17 protein-coding genes are annotated in these 16,627 nt (G+C 37.0%); 4 read left to right on the top strand and 13 right to left on the bottom strand.

The window, feature by feature from the left end:
- Window positions 1-18: 18 nt before the first annotated feature.
- Window positions 19-198, top strand: a complete 180-nt coding sequence (locus NYE65_RS21555) for an H-type small acid-soluble spore protein (protein WP_034313120.1) — start codon at window positions 19-21, stop codon at window positions 196-198.
- Between the two features lie 259 nt (window positions 199-457).
- On the opposite strand, the gene NYE65_RS21550 is transcribed toward NYE65_RS21555, so the two are convergent.
- On the bottom strand, window positions 458-1,228 hold the full coding sequence (locus NYE65_RS21550; protein WP_340861627.1) for a GH25 family lysozyme: 771 nt from the start codon (window positions 1,226-1,228) through the stop codon (window positions 458-460).
- Window positions 1,229-1,918: 690 nt separating this feature from the next.
- Here NYE65_RS21550 and abc-f point away from each other — a divergent pair.
- Both abc-f and NYE65_RS21540 read left to right on the top strand, forming a co-directional pair.
- Window positions 1,919-3,556, top strand: coding sequence for a ribosomal protection-like ABC-F family protein (gene abc-f, locus NYE65_RS21545; RefSeq protein ID WP_340861626.1), 1,638 nt, complete (start codon window positions 1,919-1,921; stop codon window positions 3,554-3,556).
- A gap of 562 nt (window positions 3,557-4,118) precedes the next feature.
- A complete protein-coding gene (locus NYE65_RS21540; RefSeq protein ID WP_251543791.1) occupies window positions 4,119-4,955 on the top strand; it encodes a DUF2935 domain-containing protein in 837 nt (278 codons plus the stop codon).
- Window positions 4,956-5,049: 94 nt separating this feature from the next.
- Here NYE65_RS21540 and NYE65_RS21535 read toward each other — a convergent pair whose 3' ends face one another.
- A complete protein-coding gene (locus NYE65_RS21535; RefSeq protein ID WP_340861624.1) occupies window positions 5,050-5,394 on the bottom strand; it encodes a hypothetical protein in 345 nt (114 codons plus the stop codon).
- Between the two features lie 443 nt (window positions 5,395-5,837).
- Between NYE65_RS21535 and mscL the strand changes: the two genes are divergently transcribed.
- Complete coding sequence (gene mscL, locus NYE65_RS21530) at window positions 5,838-6,236, top strand: large conductance mechanosensitive channel protein MscL (RefSeq protein WP_340861623.1); 399 nt, start codon at window positions 5,838-5,840, stop codon at window positions 6,234-6,236.
- A gap of 293 nt (window positions 6,237-6,529) precedes the next feature.
- On the opposite strand, the gene NYE65_RS21525 is transcribed toward mscL, so the two are convergent.
- The 11 genes from NYE65_RS21525 to NYE65_RS21475 form a co-directional block, all read right to left on the bottom strand.
- The gene (locus NYE65_RS21525) at window positions 6,530-7,480 is read right to left on the bottom strand and encodes a sugar phosphate isomerase/epimerase family protein (RefSeq protein WP_328178252.1); all 951 of its coding nucleotides are present in this window, start codon (window positions 7,478-7,480) and stop codon (window positions 6,530-6,532) included.
- 392 nt (window positions 7,481-7,872) lie between these two features.
- Window positions 7,873-8,193, bottom strand: coding sequence for a DMT family transporter (locus NYE65_RS21520; RefSeq protein ID WP_034313134.1), 321 nt, complete (start codon window positions 8,191-8,193; stop codon window positions 7,873-7,875).
- A gap of 38 nt (window positions 8,194-8,231) precedes the next feature.
- On the bottom strand, window positions 8,232-8,561 hold the full coding sequence (locus NYE65_RS21515; protein ID WP_340861622.1) for a DMT family transporter: 330 nt from the start codon (window positions 8,559-8,561) through the stop codon (window positions 8,232-8,234).
- 29 nt (window positions 8,562-8,590) lie between these two features.
- Window positions 8,591-9,463, bottom strand: a complete 873-nt coding sequence (locus NYE65_RS21510) for a Cof-type HAD-IIB family hydrolase (protein ID WP_340861621.1) — start codon at window positions 9,461-9,463, stop codon at window positions 8,591-8,593.
- Between the two features lie 99 nt (window positions 9,464-9,562).
- Entirely contained in the window at window positions 9,563-10,345 is a 783-nt protein-coding gene (locus NYE65_RS21505; protein WP_048678105.1) for a DeoR/GlpR family DNA-binding transcription regulator, read from the bottom strand.
- A 26-nt stretch (window positions 10,346-10,371) separates the two neighbouring features.
- Window positions 10,372-11,385, bottom strand: a complete 1,014-nt coding sequence (locus tag NYE65_RS21500; RefSeq protein WP_340861620.1) for an ABC transporter ATP-binding protein — start codon at window positions 11,383-11,385, stop codon at window positions 10,372-10,374.
- Window positions 11,386-11,453: 68 nt separating this feature from the next.
- A complete protein-coding gene (locus NYE65_RS21495; RefSeq protein WP_252280534.1) occupies window positions 11,454-12,257 on the bottom strand; it encodes an ABC transporter permease in 804 nt (267 codons plus the stop codon).
- Window positions 12,254-13,108 carry an ABC transporter permease gene (locus NYE65_RS21490; protein ID WP_328178247.1) on the bottom strand — a complete coding sequence of 285 codons (855 nt, stop codon included), beginning with the start codon at window positions 13,106-13,108 and terminating at the stop codon, window positions 12,254-12,256. The genes NYE65_RS21495 and NYE65_RS21490 overlap by 4 nt, the downstream gene beginning before the upstream one ends.
- Before the next feature lie 100 nt (window positions 13,109-13,208).
- Entirely contained in the window at window positions 13,209-14,042 is an 834-nt protein-coding gene (locus NYE65_RS21485) for an alkaline phosphatase family protein (RefSeq protein ID WP_340861619.1), read from the bottom strand.
- Window positions 14,032-15,144 (bottom strand): ABC transporter substrate-binding protein, encoded by a 1,113-nt coding sequence (locus NYE65_RS21480; protein ID WP_340861618.1) that lies wholly within the window; start codon window positions 15,142-15,144, stop codon window positions 14,032-14,034. Before NYE65_RS21480 ends, NYE65_RS21485 begins: the two co-directional genes overlap by 11 nt.
- 1,271 nt (window positions 15,145-16,415) lie before the next feature.
- Window positions 16,416-16,622 (bottom strand): hypothetical protein, encoded by a 207-nt coding sequence (locus NYE65_RS21475; RefSeq protein WP_053534520.1) that lies wholly within the window; start codon window positions 16,620-16,622, stop codon window positions 16,416-16,418.
- Window positions 16,623-16,627 lie beyond the last annotated feature (5 nt).

The following is a 16,627-nucleotide window of genomic DNA, read 5'->3' as shown; positions in this document are numbered from 1 at the left end:
TAACAGGGAGGGATTTATATGGATGCTAAGCGTGTAAAGCAGATTCTTTCGTCTTCATCTGACATAGAGGTTAGATATAATGGCACTTCAGTTTGGATTGATAATTTAAATGAAGATGGAAGAACAGCTACAGTACATCTAAGAGGCCCATTAGAGGAAAGATCAGACGTAGCAATAGACGAACTTAAAGAAATATAATATCCATTAAAATAAGCTCCTCTTTAATAAGAAGAGCCAGTTTGTCTACGGTAAATTAAGGATTTGTACAAATGTACGTTGATCCACTCTCCAGGCATTCGCTTTCCGCGGGCGTTCCGGGAAGCCTCCTCGGCGCCTTTGCGCCTGTGGGGCCTCCCCTGAACTCGCTTTTCCCGCAGGAGTCTCGCACACCCGCTCCCCCTACTTGTTTTGACCTTTTGAAAGAACCCATACCCCTCGTATTAAAAAGTTCCTTTACTCATTTCAACCTTAATTTTTGACCGATATAAATTTTGTCTGGGTCTTTAATTCCGTTTAGACTGACAAGCGATTTTACGGTTGTTTTATGTTTTTTTGCAATGAAGCTAAGTGTGTCGCCTTTTGTTACAGTATAAGTTGTGGTTGTTTCAGTTTTCAATGCACGGGGTTCGTCAGTCCTAAAAGTATTCATGGTATTTGTAAAATCCCTATAGGCTATATTCAAATCCACCTTTGTGCTAATCCCACTTACCTTACCTGAATCAGAATGCTGCCAAATGTCCGTGCTGCGTCCCAACGTCCTGTTGTATCTGGCAATCCAAAAAGCGTAATTCTTCAACCTTGATTCATCTAAATCATTTTCGAGAAAGTATTTACCAGTATACAGCATAGCCGTGTATCCAGCGTTTTCAATGGCTGCTAAAAAAGCGATTGCGGCATCGGTCAGCGTTTTTTTATTTGCCTTTTTTTTATTTTCCTCAAGATCAAGAACAACAGGGTAATTTAAAGCAAAAGAGCTGATTGAATCTAAAAAATAAGCAGCCTCAGCCTTTGCTTCTGCAACAGTTGCAAACTTTGCATAATGATAGGCCCCGACTTTCAATCCCGCTGCCAATGCTAGTGGTGCATTTTCTTTGAAATAAGATAGCTTAGAATAACTCGTTCCCTCTGTTGCTTTAATGAAAACGAACTTCACGCCTGCCTTTGCAACTTCCCCCCAATTTATAGCACCTTGCCAATGTGAAACATCGATTCCCTTGATATATTCCATATTAAAGTCCTCCTTAAGGAAATAACCCTATGGGGGTAAATGTTTTATGATTTTAACATATCCCTTAAAAAAACATCATATAGTGAAAACTGCAGTCCTGTTGCCCACTGCCCACCTTATAATAAGATATTTGATTGAGTTAAAACAATTTTAAATCTTTAAATTTGGCTCTTTTCGTAAAGATTGTTGTTTTTAAAACGAAACTATTTAAGGTTGATTGGAGCGGAAGTACGAGACTCCTGCGGGAGCAGCGGGACAGGTGAGACCCCACAGGCGTTTACGCCGAGGAGGCTCACCGCCCGCCCCGCGGAAGGCGAGCACCTGGAGGGGAAATCAACCACACCTCACTACTTGGTAAATAGCAACAAAGTATGTTAAAACAGCCTTAAATTCAGATTGAAGGCAAAGTAATATGCTGTTTCCTTTTGTTTTCAAAGATTATTTTATGCTATACTAATTTTATTAATATCAGAAGGGATGATGGGTGGCCGATGATTAACTAATCTTATTTTTAAAATTTGAAATCGCATATTTCAAATCATACAAAATAGGATTAGTCTGCCCATTTTCTATAAATTTTAGAGCTATCGTGAAAATAGCTCTTATTTGATAATGCACAGGTACGACTAATCCTTCCAAATGAACTGGGAGGATTTTTTTTATTCTCCCTTAAAGAGAGGGATGGTTTATATGAAAGAACTTTTAAAATTAACCAATATTAGTTATGAAGTATTGGACCAGAACATTTTTGAAAAAGTTAATGCTACAGTTCAACAAGGCGAGATCATCGGTATCATTGGTAAAAATGGTGCCGGAAAATCTACGTTGTTGCAATTAATCAATAATGATTTAGAGCCTGCACATGGACAAATCCAATGGCTGCAGCAAGACGTGAAAGTTATTATGGTTGAACAAGAAGTCGAGTCCCATTCTTCAGAAGATAAGACGCCTTCAGAAGTTAAATTACTTGATAAAATGCATGTACCAAGGCATGACTTCCCACAATTAAGCGGGGGAGAAAAACTGAAAGCCCGGTTAGCAAAAGGACTTTCTAAAGATGCTGACCTTTTACTATTAGATGAACCGACGAACCACCTTGATGAGGAAAGTTTAGAATTCCTCAAAGGACAAATTAAAAATTATGGAGGTACCATTATTTTTGTTTCGCACGATCGTTATTTTTTGGATGCTGTAGCAACGAAAATTTGGTCGATTGAAGATAAAAAGCTAATTGAGCACAGAGGGAATTATTCCAGTTATATGGAGGTTCGCAAACAGAAAAGACTTACACAACAACGTGAATATGAAAAACAGCAAAAAATGGTTGAACGGATTGAGGGACAAATGAAAGAAATCACTTCTTGGTCAAAAAAAGCCCATTCCCAATCGACCAAAAAGGAAGGAATTAAGGAATACTATCGCGTAAAAGCAAAGCGCATGGATGCACAGGTAAAGTCTAAACAAAAGCGTCTTGAAAAAGAGCTTGAAAAAGCAAAAACTGAACCTGTTGAACCAGAATACACAGTACGCTTTTCAATTAATGCAAAAAACAAGATGGGAAAACGTTTTTTGGAAGTTAAGAATTTAACTAAGTCTTTTAACGGTCGAACACTATTTAAAAACGTCAATTTCACGATTCAACATGGTGAGAAGGTTTCCATAATAGGTCCCAATGGCAGCGGAAAGACGACATTATTAAAAATAATCCTTGGACATGAAACTTATGCGGGCGATGTATGGATTTCACCATCTGCAAAAACAGGCTATTTGACGCAGGAAGTGTTTGATTTACCACTTGAACTAACACCCGCCCAGCTATTTCATAAAGAAACTTTCGAGTCTAGAGGGCACGTTCAAACTTTAATGAAGCATTTAGGCTTCACGGTATCTCATTGGACAGAACCCATTAAGAATATGAGTATGGGTGAGCGAGTAAAATGTAAGTTAATGGAATATATATTAGAGGAAAAAGATGTGCTCATTTTGGATGAACCGACAAATCACCTGGACTTAGCTTCACGGGAACAACTTGAGGATACCTTAGCACAGTACACCGGAACGCTACTCGTCGTTTCGCATGATCGATATTTTCTCGAAAAAACGACAAGCAGCAAACTCGTCATTTCAAATAATCGGATACAAAAGCAATTGTATGAATCACCCTTAAAAAGAGATGATCTGGAAGAACTGCGATTAACGCTTGAAACAGAAAGACAAGAAGTTTTAGGAAAGCTTAGCTTTATGACTCCAAACGATAAAGCGTACACAGAACTCGACCAAAAGTTTAATGAGCTTACGAAAAAAATAAATGAACTTGCTGACAAATGACTATCAACTGTAACTTATTGAAACTGATAAATTAAATGTAGAAACCCTTAGAATGATTTAAGTCTAAGGGTTTTTTAGATAGGCTCTTTTCGTAAAGATTGTTGTTTTTAAACGAAACTATTTAAGGTTGATTGGAGCGGAAGTGCGAGACTCCTGCGGGAGCAGCGGGACAGGTGAGACCCCACAGGCGTTTACGCCGAAGAGGCTCACCGCCCGCCCCGCGGAAAGCGAGCATCTGGAGGGGAAATCAACCACAACTCACTACCTGGTAAATAGCAACAAAGTATGTGAAAACAGCCTCTAGATAAGACTCAAATCGTCCAGGATTTTTGTACACCCCTCAGTTCGAGATCCATTTTCCTTCCTTCATACCGGCTTGCTTTTATTTAAGAACATGGATGAATCACGGTATTTTTCCTACAAGAGAAAACAAAAAAACTCATCGGTTTGAGGTGTTAAAAGGAAATCGGTAATGATACAATTTGCAATTCGAGAAGAATAATAATGCCCCCTCGTTAATATGCTTTTAATGATGGTTTGTTTAAAAAAGGGGGCATTAGTTATGAGTGAGAACACACAGGAAGCCAATATGAGGAATAACTCGGGAATGTTTGTTGCACGCTCTTTAGATGAGATTCGTTTTTGGTCAAGAATAATGAAGGAACACTCGTTATTTCTAAGACTGGGTTTCAGATGTGAAGATACACAGTTAATTGAGGAAGCTAATCAGTTTTATCATTTGTTTGAACGGATAGAACAGCAATCCCATTCATTAACAAATCAAGCTGATCCCGAACAGATCAGGAGATTTAACTCGGAGGTGCAGCAAGCTGCTACAGGCATATTTTTATTTAAAAGAAAAGTATTGGGATTAATACTCACGTGTAAATTGCCTGGTGCGAACAATTTCCCGCTATTAGTCGACCATACAAGCAGGGAAGCCAATTATTTTAGAAAACGATTAAAAGAATTAAATGAGGGTAAATTGAAACCTCTTGCAGATGCGATCATCAAAGAAAATGTTTTCTTTTTAAGAATCATGGCGGATCATGCAAAATTCATCGGACATCTCCTTGATCCATCGGAAAGAAAGCTCGTGGATATGGCGCGAAACTTCAGTAATGATTTTGATCAATTAGTCTTTCAAGCTGTAGACTTAGAGTCCATGAAACCGCAATCACAAACCGCCCCTCTTTTGGATCAATTTCTAGATCAGAACCGTGTTTCCGTCGTATCACTTCGAGACTTTAAGAAAACGGCCAGGGATTTAATCGAAGAATGCAAAATCAAGAGCATTATCCATCCACTTTTGGCTGATCACGTTTTCCGTGAGGCCGAACGATTCCTTGAAATCATCGATATGTTTGAATCCCACCTTACAGGTGAAACATACAATTAATTAGAGGTTTTTATATTACTGCTATTATGGATTAATATATTCAAATAAAAATTGGCCCTTCTCGATATAGAGAAGGGCTTTGATATGTAAAAAGTTAAGATTGGGAGTTCACCAATGTTTCAAGTTTCTCTTTATCAGAAACAGAAATCCATGGTAAATCCTGATTGACTTCATTAATACCAGGTTGGATAACGCGGCTATTTAAGAGGTCACAAATACAATCATTTATTAATTGGATATCCTGGTCTGATATTTTTCGGTTATATGTAGCGGCTCCTGTTTGTTTGGTTATCCCCCCTATCAAGCCTCTTTGATTTAAAGAACTTCTGATCACTTCTCTGATAGCCTCTATACTAGTCAACGGAAATACATCAAGGTGCTTAACAATCATCCTGAAAATATCCTCTTTAGATAAATCCTGTTCAATATGTTGTCGCAATTATTCCACCCCCATTTGTCAAAACATTCTCCAAATGAAACGTAAAATCCTCCTATTAACAAAAATCATTTAACAAATCCCAAAACAAAAAGCCCCTCTCAATAAAGAGAAGGGCTTTTAACAATGGAGGAGTACCACTTAGGGGGTAGTACAATAATATAATTATCGCCAAACGAATACATTTATATTCACCCCCTTCCTCAAGTTGGTGAAAACGGCCTTGCGTGACATTGAAAAATGACGCCATAGTCGTTCCCATTCTGCCCTTCCAACGTTTTATCTCCTTTGATCGGAGTGTCGTGATTGGCATTATATTAACGGATTCAAATATTAAACTCTTGGATGGTCCTATCTTTGGTATTAAGGATGCCTCTTACACTATTCAATTTTCACCATGTTTCTGTTATGCTTTTATCAATTGACAAAAGAAAGGTGTAGTTACGATGATAAAGGAATTCAGGGAGTTTATTACCAAAGGAAACGTTCTCGATCTTGCGATAGCTGTAGTAATGGGTGCTGCTTTTGGGAAGATCGTTTCATCACTAGTAGATAATATTATCACACCGCTAATAGAAATTTTATTAGGTGGGGTAAATTTTTCTTCGTTATCTATCACAGTTGGAAAAGCAGATGTTCAATACGGTCAATTTGTCCAAGCTGTGATTGATTTCTTGATCATTTCATTTGCGATTTTCATGTTTATGAAGGTAGCGAATTCTCTTATTAGAAAAAAACAAGCTAACGAGGAAAAAGTATTGGAAGCGGTACCGGCATCCGAGCAATATTTAAAGGAAATCCGTGATCTATTACAAAAAAATGCACGGCAGGATGAAACATTGTAAGTATATTCTGAATCAGTGAAAAGGTGCAGAAATAGTCAAAAATCAGAATAAGAAAAAGCCCCTCTCTTTAATGGGAGGGGCTTTTTAATGTCATAATGAACTAGTATCCGTTACTATTACTATAACAAGACAGGCGACACTAATTAAAGAACCGTGTGTTGGAATTCGTAAAGCAAAGCGACAGTAATGTTGGCAATCAAAAGAGGCCCCCTATCAACTCAATAGCAAGTACAGCTGTAATAATTTTTATTATATGAACAGAATTATACAACACCCCTGCTTCTACATATTATTTATCGGCAATATTTATCCCGTAATGCAAGGGTATACTTAACGGATTGTACTGTACCTTTTTCTTGATCTTCAATCATTTGTTCTAAAAGTTCTTTTGGAGGATAATAGTAATCCAATGGTTTAATCATACTTAAATCATATGGAGGTTGTTCGACTTTGAAAGCTCCTTCTCCAACCGCAAAGACTCCGCCAGCACCAAGATCTCTCTTAAAATTAACAGCATATGGAAAACACATTTCAACGTTGATTCTAGTTAGGGTAGATTTCTCAACCAGTATTTTAAAACACTCTTCTGTATCAATATTGCCTGTCCCTACTGGTACACCACATACCCTATAATCCTCGCCATCATGAATGATAATATGATCTTTAAAATGGGTTGTGAATGCATATGGCGCTAATTTTCTTACAGCTTCAACCGGATCCTCCCATGCCATCATTCCGTTGCCCACATCACAATGAGCGCTAACCCAAGGGCTGTTTACTTCATTTATTATTTGGATAACCTCATCTGTTAACTCTTCCTCATGATTTTCCACAGCTAGTTTTATCCTGTATTTCTTCAATAGTGGTACAATTTTCTTTATATCTCCTGGTGCTTTTTTCAATCTTTCCGGATCATACTCTCCCAAGCATGTATACGTACGAATCACATCCGCTCCGATTCTATGTGCTGCCTCAATGACCTTTTTTAGATGTTCCGGATCGCTTCCATTTGTGTCTATTTCAGCGAAAAATCCATACTTTTGAATTTCTTTTCTTACTCTCTCTAAATATTCCGGTTCAAATGATTCTAAAGTGCCCCATCCTGACAACCCTGGCCATGGAACAATATTGATCATGACTCCGTCTAATCCCAATTCAGCTGTTTTTCTGATAAAACCGAATATATCCATTCGCCCTGTAATAAATTGCAAGTGATAGCTTTCTGTTTCTAATCCAATTTTCATTTTTTCCCCACCTTTAATTATGTATTTATTTTTTTAAAAATTTTGTAGATTTCCTTTTTCCTTATTTACGATTTTAACTTAGCTGCTCATAATAAAACCTTTGACTCCCAACGCAATCATTGTCAAAAAGACAAGTCTTTTGCCTTCTATTCCTGGTGATCGATCGAACATGCTTCCGTGTAGAATAAATCCAAACATAGAAAGCAGGCTATAGAAACTGCTGTGCCACTTTTTTCTACCGGTCCGCTTAACATACCATTTTGATTAGAGTTACACTAATTAATTGAATAATATATAGAAGAATACAATTCGACCAATGAAGCCTAAATAGAATGCCTCCCGCACCATACGGGAATCATCAATTAGCTTCTTAAATTAAAAGTCTTTTTCGATTAATGTCCAGAAGTCATTTTTATACCTATAGCGCCTACAATGATACAAATAATGAATAGGTTTAATCTTAAACTTCTAGGTTCATTAAAGAAGATCATTCCTGCTAAAACACTTCCAACTGAGCCGATACTGGTCCATATTGCATAGGCAGTACCCACTGGAAGTGAAGTTAATGACAAGGATAGAAAATAAAAGCTTAAACTACCCAAAAAAAGACACGCTACAGAGGGGAGCAATTTTTTAAAGCCGTCTGCACGTTTCAGGCTAATAACACTACCAATCTCGGCAAATCCGGCAATAATAAGAAAAAACCAAGCCATTGAATCATCCCCTAACCTTGTATATCCGTTCATTTCCTTTAATGTTTAGGCTCTCCTGGATTGACTTTTATTCCAATTATCCCCAATATCATTAAAGCCATAAAAAATACTTTCAGTGGATCAATGGTCTCACCCCAAAAAAGCATCCCAATTACTACAGTTCCAACCGTTCCCAATCCAGTGAAAATGGCGTAACCAGTTCCTAATGGTATTGAATGTAAAGCTTTTGAAAGTAAAAAGAAACTAAAGATTATAATAACTACCGTAAATATACTAGGTATAATTTTGGTGAATCCGTATGAATGTTTAAGACCAATCACCCAGACAATTTCCAAAAGTCCTGCCATTATGATATATATCCATGCCATTTTATCGCTCTCTCCTTTGGCATTGACACTTATTTTTGAACCACGAAGTTCTCCATATATCGATAAATCGCATAAGCTACCCCATTTTCATCATTATTAAGGGTTGTCGTTGTACAAACAGTTTTTATGACATCCTTTGCATTTCCCATCGCTACGCTGTATCCAACTTTCTGGAACATGGATAAATCATTGTTGCTGTCCCCGATTGCCATAGCCTTATCTAATGAGCCATTCATCAAGAAAGCCAATTTTTCAAGGGCTATTCCTTTTGAAGCTTTTTTACTGGTAATCTCAATGTTATGATCAGCAGATGAAACGACCATCAACTCATCAAACTTTTTGAATTGGTTCCAGGCTTCCTCTAATTTATTTTCATCAAAAGAACATGCTAAAATGTTATAGAATTCTTCCTCCTGTTTTAAGATATCATGATAGTTTTCAACTAAAACATATCCGAACTGGTCAAATTGCCTTTCCGCTATTTCAACTAATTCTTTCATATCTGGATTCAAATCTGCGCTTTTCAAACTTTTAATCTCGTTATGGAAATGTTCTCTTCCTTTTTTAAGAGTATAGATGGCTTTATCAGTGAACACTTCGTAATAATAATTCCGTTCTTCTAACCATTGGAGAATGGATTCAACACGATCTTTAGTTATCGTAATAGAAGAAATGCACTTTGCGCTTTTTGAATGAATGGTTGCTCCATTTGTCCCGATTACAAATGGGGATATCCCGGCTTTTTCACATATTGTTTGAACGTCAAAATAAGCCCGTCCTGTTGAAATAACTACTTCAAAGCCTCTATTTTGGGCATATTGAATCGCCTTTATATTTTCTTCACTAATTTCATTCTGGTCGTTTAATAATGTTCCGTCTAAGTCTATCGCAATGAAACTCATGCTATATAGCTCCTTTTCATTCTATCTATTATATTTTCTTTCTAGCTTTTTTTTGCTGCTATCAAAAAAAGAGAGTACTCTTCCATCTCTTTTACTGGGCTATGCTTGAATCCAATTGACTTCCTCTAATTTTGAATCATTTCTCCATTCCTCTGGAAATGGCTGCTCGCAGACAATCACATCTACTTTTTCTAGAGGACAAACTTTACAAAAGGTGTCAACACCAATTTTAGAGTAATCCGTTAGCAATATGACGTGCTTTGATACCTCGACCATTTTGCGTGAAACTAATGTTTCACGTAAATGATAATTACTGACACCACTTTGAATGGAAACACCGCCAGCTGAAATGAACGCTTTATCGATATTAAATTGATTTAACATTTGTTCAGTGAGACCCCCGCATATGGATTGATGCTTTGGATCAATTTGTCCTCCCAGTAATAGAATTTGTCCTGTAAACTTATTTTGATTGAGCAATTCGGTCAACACAGACGACACAGGAAGAGAATTGGTTAAAATCGTAATGTCTTTTTTATTTTCAATACATTGGGCAAATTCAAGCATGGTTGTACCTACATCAATGGCAATCACATCTCCATTGGAAATGAGTTCCACCGCTTTTTTCCCAACCTTGATTTTCGCTTCTTGATTCACCGTTGTACGCTGTGTAAAAGGAGGCTCCTCAAATTCAAAGACTGTTTTAATCGCTCCACCGTAAACCCTCTTTAACAGTCCTTTTTCCTCTAATATCATCAAATCGCGTCGAATCGTTTCCTCTGAAACATTAAATTGATCAACTAATTCTATAACTTTTACTTTTCCCATTTTGTTAAGTTCTTTTAAAATTTCATTCTTTCTTTCTTCAGGCAAAACAGACATATTTCTCCCCCTAGATCATCCATACTTTATAACATAATGCATTCTTTCTTCGGTACAAGAATTTGAACGCGTGCTCCTTGCTCAAACATTTCCCCACGGTGGTGAAGATAGTCTACATGAAAAGCGCACTCCTCTGTTTCTACTTCATATCTTAAAACATTACCTGCCATGGAAACATCTTTAATAAATCCTTTAATCCCCCAATTCCCTTGTAAGTCCAAGCTGTCCTCACCAACAGAAACTAATTGTAAAACTTCTGGACGAATGGCAACTTCATTCCCTTTTAATTCTTTGGTGCGAACAAGTTTTCGGAAAACTTCCATATTACAGACATTATAATTCCCGATAAATTTTGCAACAAATGTATTGACTGGAGAAGTATAAATTTCTGATGGAGAACCGGATTGTACAACTTGTCCTTTATTCATGACAAAAATTCGATCAGACATCGTCATTGCTTCTTCCTGATCATGTGTAACAAAAATAGTTGTAATATCTAATTCTTTCTGTATTCTCTTTAATTCTTTTTGCAGACTTTTTCTGATTTTAGCATCCAATGCGCTTAACGGCTCATCCAGAAGCAGTACTTTTGGCTCCATGACAAGCGCACGGGCAAGAGCAACCCTCTGCTGTTGTCCACCAGATAATTGATGAGGATAAGACTCTTCTTTTCCTATTAAATCAACCATATCAATCATATTTTTCACTTTTGACTTAAGATTTTTGACCTTTTTCATTTTAAGGCCGTAAGCGATATTATCAAAAACGTTCATATTCGGGAAAAGCGCATAAGACTGAAACACCATACCGACTTCACGCTGACGCGGTGATAAATAAGTAATATCTTTTCCATCAATTAAGATTCTTCCTACATCAACGTCTTCAAGTCCCGCAATGGAACGTAATAATGTACTTTTTCCGCACCCGCTTTGCCCAAGAAGTGTAGCAAATTCACCTTTTTTTAATGTTAAAGAAATATTATTTAAAACTAATTGATTGTCATATCCCTTAGTCACTTGTTCGATGGTTACATAGCTCATTAGTTTTCACCTTCTAAAGTAGTATTTTATGACGGTATTTTTCTTAAAAAAATGAAGGAATTCACTTCTTATTTTGACCCGACAGGATTTCTTTTGTTTTTAAACGTAAGCTTTAACACAGTCCCCGTTAAAAGTAAAATCATTGAATAATAAGTTATAACAATTGCACTTGTTAAGTGACCACTGCTATTCAGTTTGTCGGATAGATAAATTTGAAGGGTTTCGAATCGGCCCCCTACAAGCAAATTGGCAAAAGCAAATTCACTAAATAAAAGAGAGACTGATAATAAGGTAGACACTAAAATTCCAGATATTATATTTGGAAACACCACCGTACGAAAGGCTTGGAATTTTGTGGCACCGAGTAATTCAGCTGCATCAACAAGTTGTACAGCATTAAGCGTACGGAGGCTGTTACGAATTCCTTGATACATAAATGGTAGAATGGTTATGAAATAAGCACCAATTAAAATCCAAGGTGTTCCGGCAATTTGAATCGGTCCAGCAGAATATAGCTTGATTAATCCAACAGCTCCAACAATCGGAGGAACTCCATAAGGAAGCATGGCTGCGGCTTGGAGTAATCCTTCCCATTTACTGAAATATACCGTGATAATAAAAATTGTCGGAAGCATTATAACAACACTAAGACCTACAGACATGACAATTAAAAACAGTGTTCGTCGGAAAGCATCATAAAACCGTTCATCTTGAAACAATTCAATATACCATTTCATTGTATAACTCTCAGGTAAAATGGTATGATCCCATTTACCAGCAATCGAGAATAAAAGTGTTCCTACAAGCGGAATTAATAAATATATAACTAGTAATCCAACAAACAATTTATGAAATGTCAATGTAGACTTCATCGTAAATCCCTCCTAACTCTACGCATCATTCGTTCATTGAACCACATCGCCCCTATCATGGTCGTTGCTAGAAGGACTCCCAATGCACTACCAAGCTGCGGCTTTAATGCAACATCACTAGCAACTAAAGAAGCAATTTGTAATGACAATAAGTTATAGTTGCTGCCGACCAATGCATAGGCTGTTGCGTAGGCTCCCATCGCATTAGCAAACAAAATACTGAATGTACCTACAATACTAGGTAAAAGAACTGGAACCCCTATCCGAAGCCAAAATGAAAATGTTGACCCTCCTAATAATGAAGATGCTTCTTTCCATTGTTGCTTAATTCCTTGATAAGACGGGTAAATGAGCATAACGGCAAGCGGAATTTGAAAATAAATATAAACAAGAATGAGGCCTGTCCAGGAATATAAATTAAAATCTGCAAACAGGTCCCAACCAATCTTGGCAAATAGCAACGTAAACAACCCATTGTTTCCAAGTAAGATAATATATGAAAATGAAAGGGGAATCCCTTCAAAGTTCGACGTCATATTGGTAACCATCAGTAGTCGGTTTTGTATTTTTTGAGAGAACTTTGTAAACGAATAGGCTGCAATGACTGCTACAATCACAGAAGTTATAGCAGAAAACAAGGAAATGACCAGGCTATTTTTAATGGCTTGTAAGTAAAATTCACTTTTGAATATGGTTAAGTATTGATCAATCGTAACTTGAATTCCATCATCTGCATAAAAACTATTTTTAATCATTGCCACTAATGGTCCTATCTCAAATCCAATCACAAACATAATAAATGGCAGTAAAAGAGCTAATAAGTAAATTTTTTGTTTTTTTATTTTTCGCAAGACTTCTCGCTCCTCTATATTCTCTAACAATTGGGAATTGGTCTAACTGTACATTCGTTAAACCAATTCCAGTCAATCTTGAAACATCATTTAATGTTTTTTACAGGGTGACTTTTCCTTTCAGACCTGGAAATTGATATGAAATCATTTTATCGGACGGCTCAATATTTAATAGTTCACAAACGAGCGGTGCAAAAGCTAATTGCGGAACCACTTCACCATAAATGCCAGGCTCAACTTTTGGACTAATGATAAAGAGCGGTACATCACGTTCACCATCAGTTATGCCGCCATGGTTGCCATATTCACTCATACCATGATCCGATGTAATTAATATGTGGTAACCTTCTTTGATCCAAATTGGCAATAGTTGTGCCAACAAGCTTCCCATTTTTAGGATTTGCTCACGATATTCTTTTGATTCCGAGCCAAAAATTTCTCCTTTTACATCTACACCGAGCGGATGAATAAATAAAAAGTGAGGGTTATACTTTCTACGTAAAGCTTCTGCATCCATTAACACATGGCTATCTGGATAGTCATCGTCCCAATAAAATTTTCCGTATTGAATTGGATTGGATTCATCTTCTTGCTCACGGTCTTCAATAAAATGGAATGGCGCACGATTATAAAGTTCGCTTACCCAGTAATAGGACACTGTTCCATTTCTTAACCCGTTTTCTTTCGTAAGATGAAAGAGACTTTTCTCAGTAGATAAACGAACGGCTTGATTGGACGTAATCCCATTCATTGAAGCCGGCGTACCTGTTAACAACACTTCATATAATGGACGGGAAAGACTTGGAAGCTCCGACTTAACTTTGTAAAGTGACGCTTGATTCGTTTCTACTAAATGCTGAATAAATCCCAGCGCTTCGCATGCTTTATCGTATCTCATACCATCAACAACAATTGCTATTACTTTATTTGACATGGACTAACACCTCTTCTTGCCAAATCTGAGGTAAATTTTTAGCCGTTTCTTCCCAAGCTTTGTAATCTTCAATTGGTTTTGCATTTTTGTACTGTTCTTCTGGAACCATTTTTTCAGCTACTTCTTTCGGAAGTTCTACATCGCGAATTGGACGGGCAAATCCTTTAGCTAAATTAATTTGTCCTTCATCGCTTAAGATATATTCTCTAGTTGCCATCGCCGCATGCGGATGCTTTGCAAATTTGTTAATAATTGTTGCGTAGCCGCTTACGACTGAACCTTCAGTTGGAATGGTCACTTCAAATTGATCGCGGTTAATTTGGTCAGCGTAACCAAGAGCATTGAAATCCCAAACAAGGGCAACTTCCACTTCCCCTTTTTCAATGTTAGCCGGCTTGGCATCAGTCAAGCTAAGGCGGCCTTGCTTGGCAAGCTTGGCAAAAAAGTCAATTCCTGGTTGGATATTTGTTTCATCACCGCCGTTAGCGATAGCGGCAGCAAGTACGGCCATTTGATTCTGTGTACCACGCTGAACATCTCCCACTGTTACTTTATAATCCCCTCTTAATATGTCATCCCAAGATTTAGGCGGGTTATCTACTAATTCTTTATTAGTAAAGAATGCAATCGTTCCTTGATAGCCAGCAACCCAATCTCCATTGTCATCTTTTGCCCACTCAGGTACCTCGTCCCAATAGGAAGTTTTATATGGCATCGTTAATTCTTTTTGTTCCGCAATTGGCCCAAAGGAAATCCCTACATCGCCGATATCGGCTGTTGCATTCTCTCCTTCAGATTCCATTTTGGCAATCTCTTCGGCACTGGACAAATCTGTATCATTGTGTTCCAATGTATATTTTTTCATCACTTCATTCCAAGTTTCTCCCCAGTTAGCCCATGAATCAGGCATACCTACACTATTAATAGTCCCCTCTTCTTTTGCCTTTGTTTCAATTTCTTTCAAGGTTAACGAACTTGGATCCTTAACCACTGGAGCAGCCTCCTCATTAGTAGCTCCACAAGCAGCTAATCCCAGTACACTCACCCCTAACATCAAAGCTTGAATAGACTTGTAACAATTCTTCTTGAATGTGCGATTCATAAAAAGTGCCTCCATTTAGTGTGGAATCTTTAATGTTTATTAATGTTTATTACGGCTTAATCATAATCAGAAAACATTAATCCCACATAAACCAAATGTTAAGATTTTGTAAACCTGCTCTTTATTTCTCCAACTCATCAGCTTTTATCTTCATAAGCATTAACAACAGTCCGCAAACAGGACTAAGGAAAGGCAAGTCTATAAAAGAGAATGTGAAAAATTTTTCATTAAAAACATATCATCCTTTTCCCCTTCTTTTTAGCTCGCCGTTAACAAAAATCCATATTAGCTAAATAAATTTTCATGAAAAAAAACTCTCTTGATACAAGAGAGTTTTACATAGATCTTATTATTATCAATGTTTGGCTATATATAATAATTGGTCTGGGCGGAATTTTTATACCTCAACCATTCCCCCAATTATAGCGCACACTACTAAACTGACAATTACAATAAAAGCCATGTCGAGACTATGAACTATAATAGCCACACCAATTGTAACCATCACAGTTTTCGTCAATTCCACTAACCTTAGCGCTTTTTTTTCCACTTATTTAACTAAAGGGAAGCTTCCTCCGCACAATGAAAAGCTCCTTCCCCCCTGCCTAGACTACACCATTTCATTCATTTCAGACTGGGCTAAATCACCAGCTGCTTTCACACGAATACGGGTTGCATTCCCAGGCATATATGCTAAAGGTACATCTTCTAATTTTCGAGTGTTTTTTTATTATGCCTCAAGAAATTCGTCACTGGTCAAAACCAACTAATCCTTTGGCAACATCGGCAATAGTATGTACTTTTTGTTGGATCCAGATAGCAGATTCATGGTTCAAAAATCATTTTGTTTGGATTTCCAAAAAAAACAAAAAATCCATTTATCATTAAATAATGAAAAATGGATTTTAATAAACTTTTATAAGATTCTAGTTATAGACCCAGGTAATCCGTTTTAAAGGCCCTTCCGACGGCGCGTAGAAATCTACTGATAAAGGTTAAAAAAAATTAAAAATCACGGAGGTTTTGCAATGAAGACAAAGATTTTGCTTGATTATTTATACCCATTTTTCACCAAATAAATATGTGCATGATCATAAATCTCCTCTCTCCTTATATTTTTACATTTATTATTATAAGGAGGAGGATCATTTAGCAAGCTACAGGTTATAAACGGTTCTCTTATTTACACTTATAAACGTTAAGAATTTCGTTGTAATGAAGGAGAATAAATTCGAAAACGAAATAATCGTTTCCCTCCAGAGGGGATGCAATTACATTGTTTCATAGTTTTTTATTTCAAATTCATTTAAAGGCCGATTAATCGACTTACTCAATTTTTTAATAAGCTCTTGGTAATCCTTAGTATCATTGGGATCTATACCTTCTCTGACGTTTAGTATCTCGTATCGGTCATACTGTTCTGGAATAAGTTTTCCGTCTACATGGATATAAAGCCTATATTTGATCCTCAGATTCATATTAC

The sequence above is a fragment of the Peribacillus sp. FSL R5-0717 genome (genome assembly GCF_038002945.1).
Lineage (GTDB): Bacteria > Bacillota > Bacilli > Bacillales > DSM-1321 > Peribacillus > Peribacillus frigoritolerans.
The sequence above is the reverse complement of the archived record's forward strand: the minus strand, read 5'-3'. Positions and strand labels throughout refer to the sequence as shown.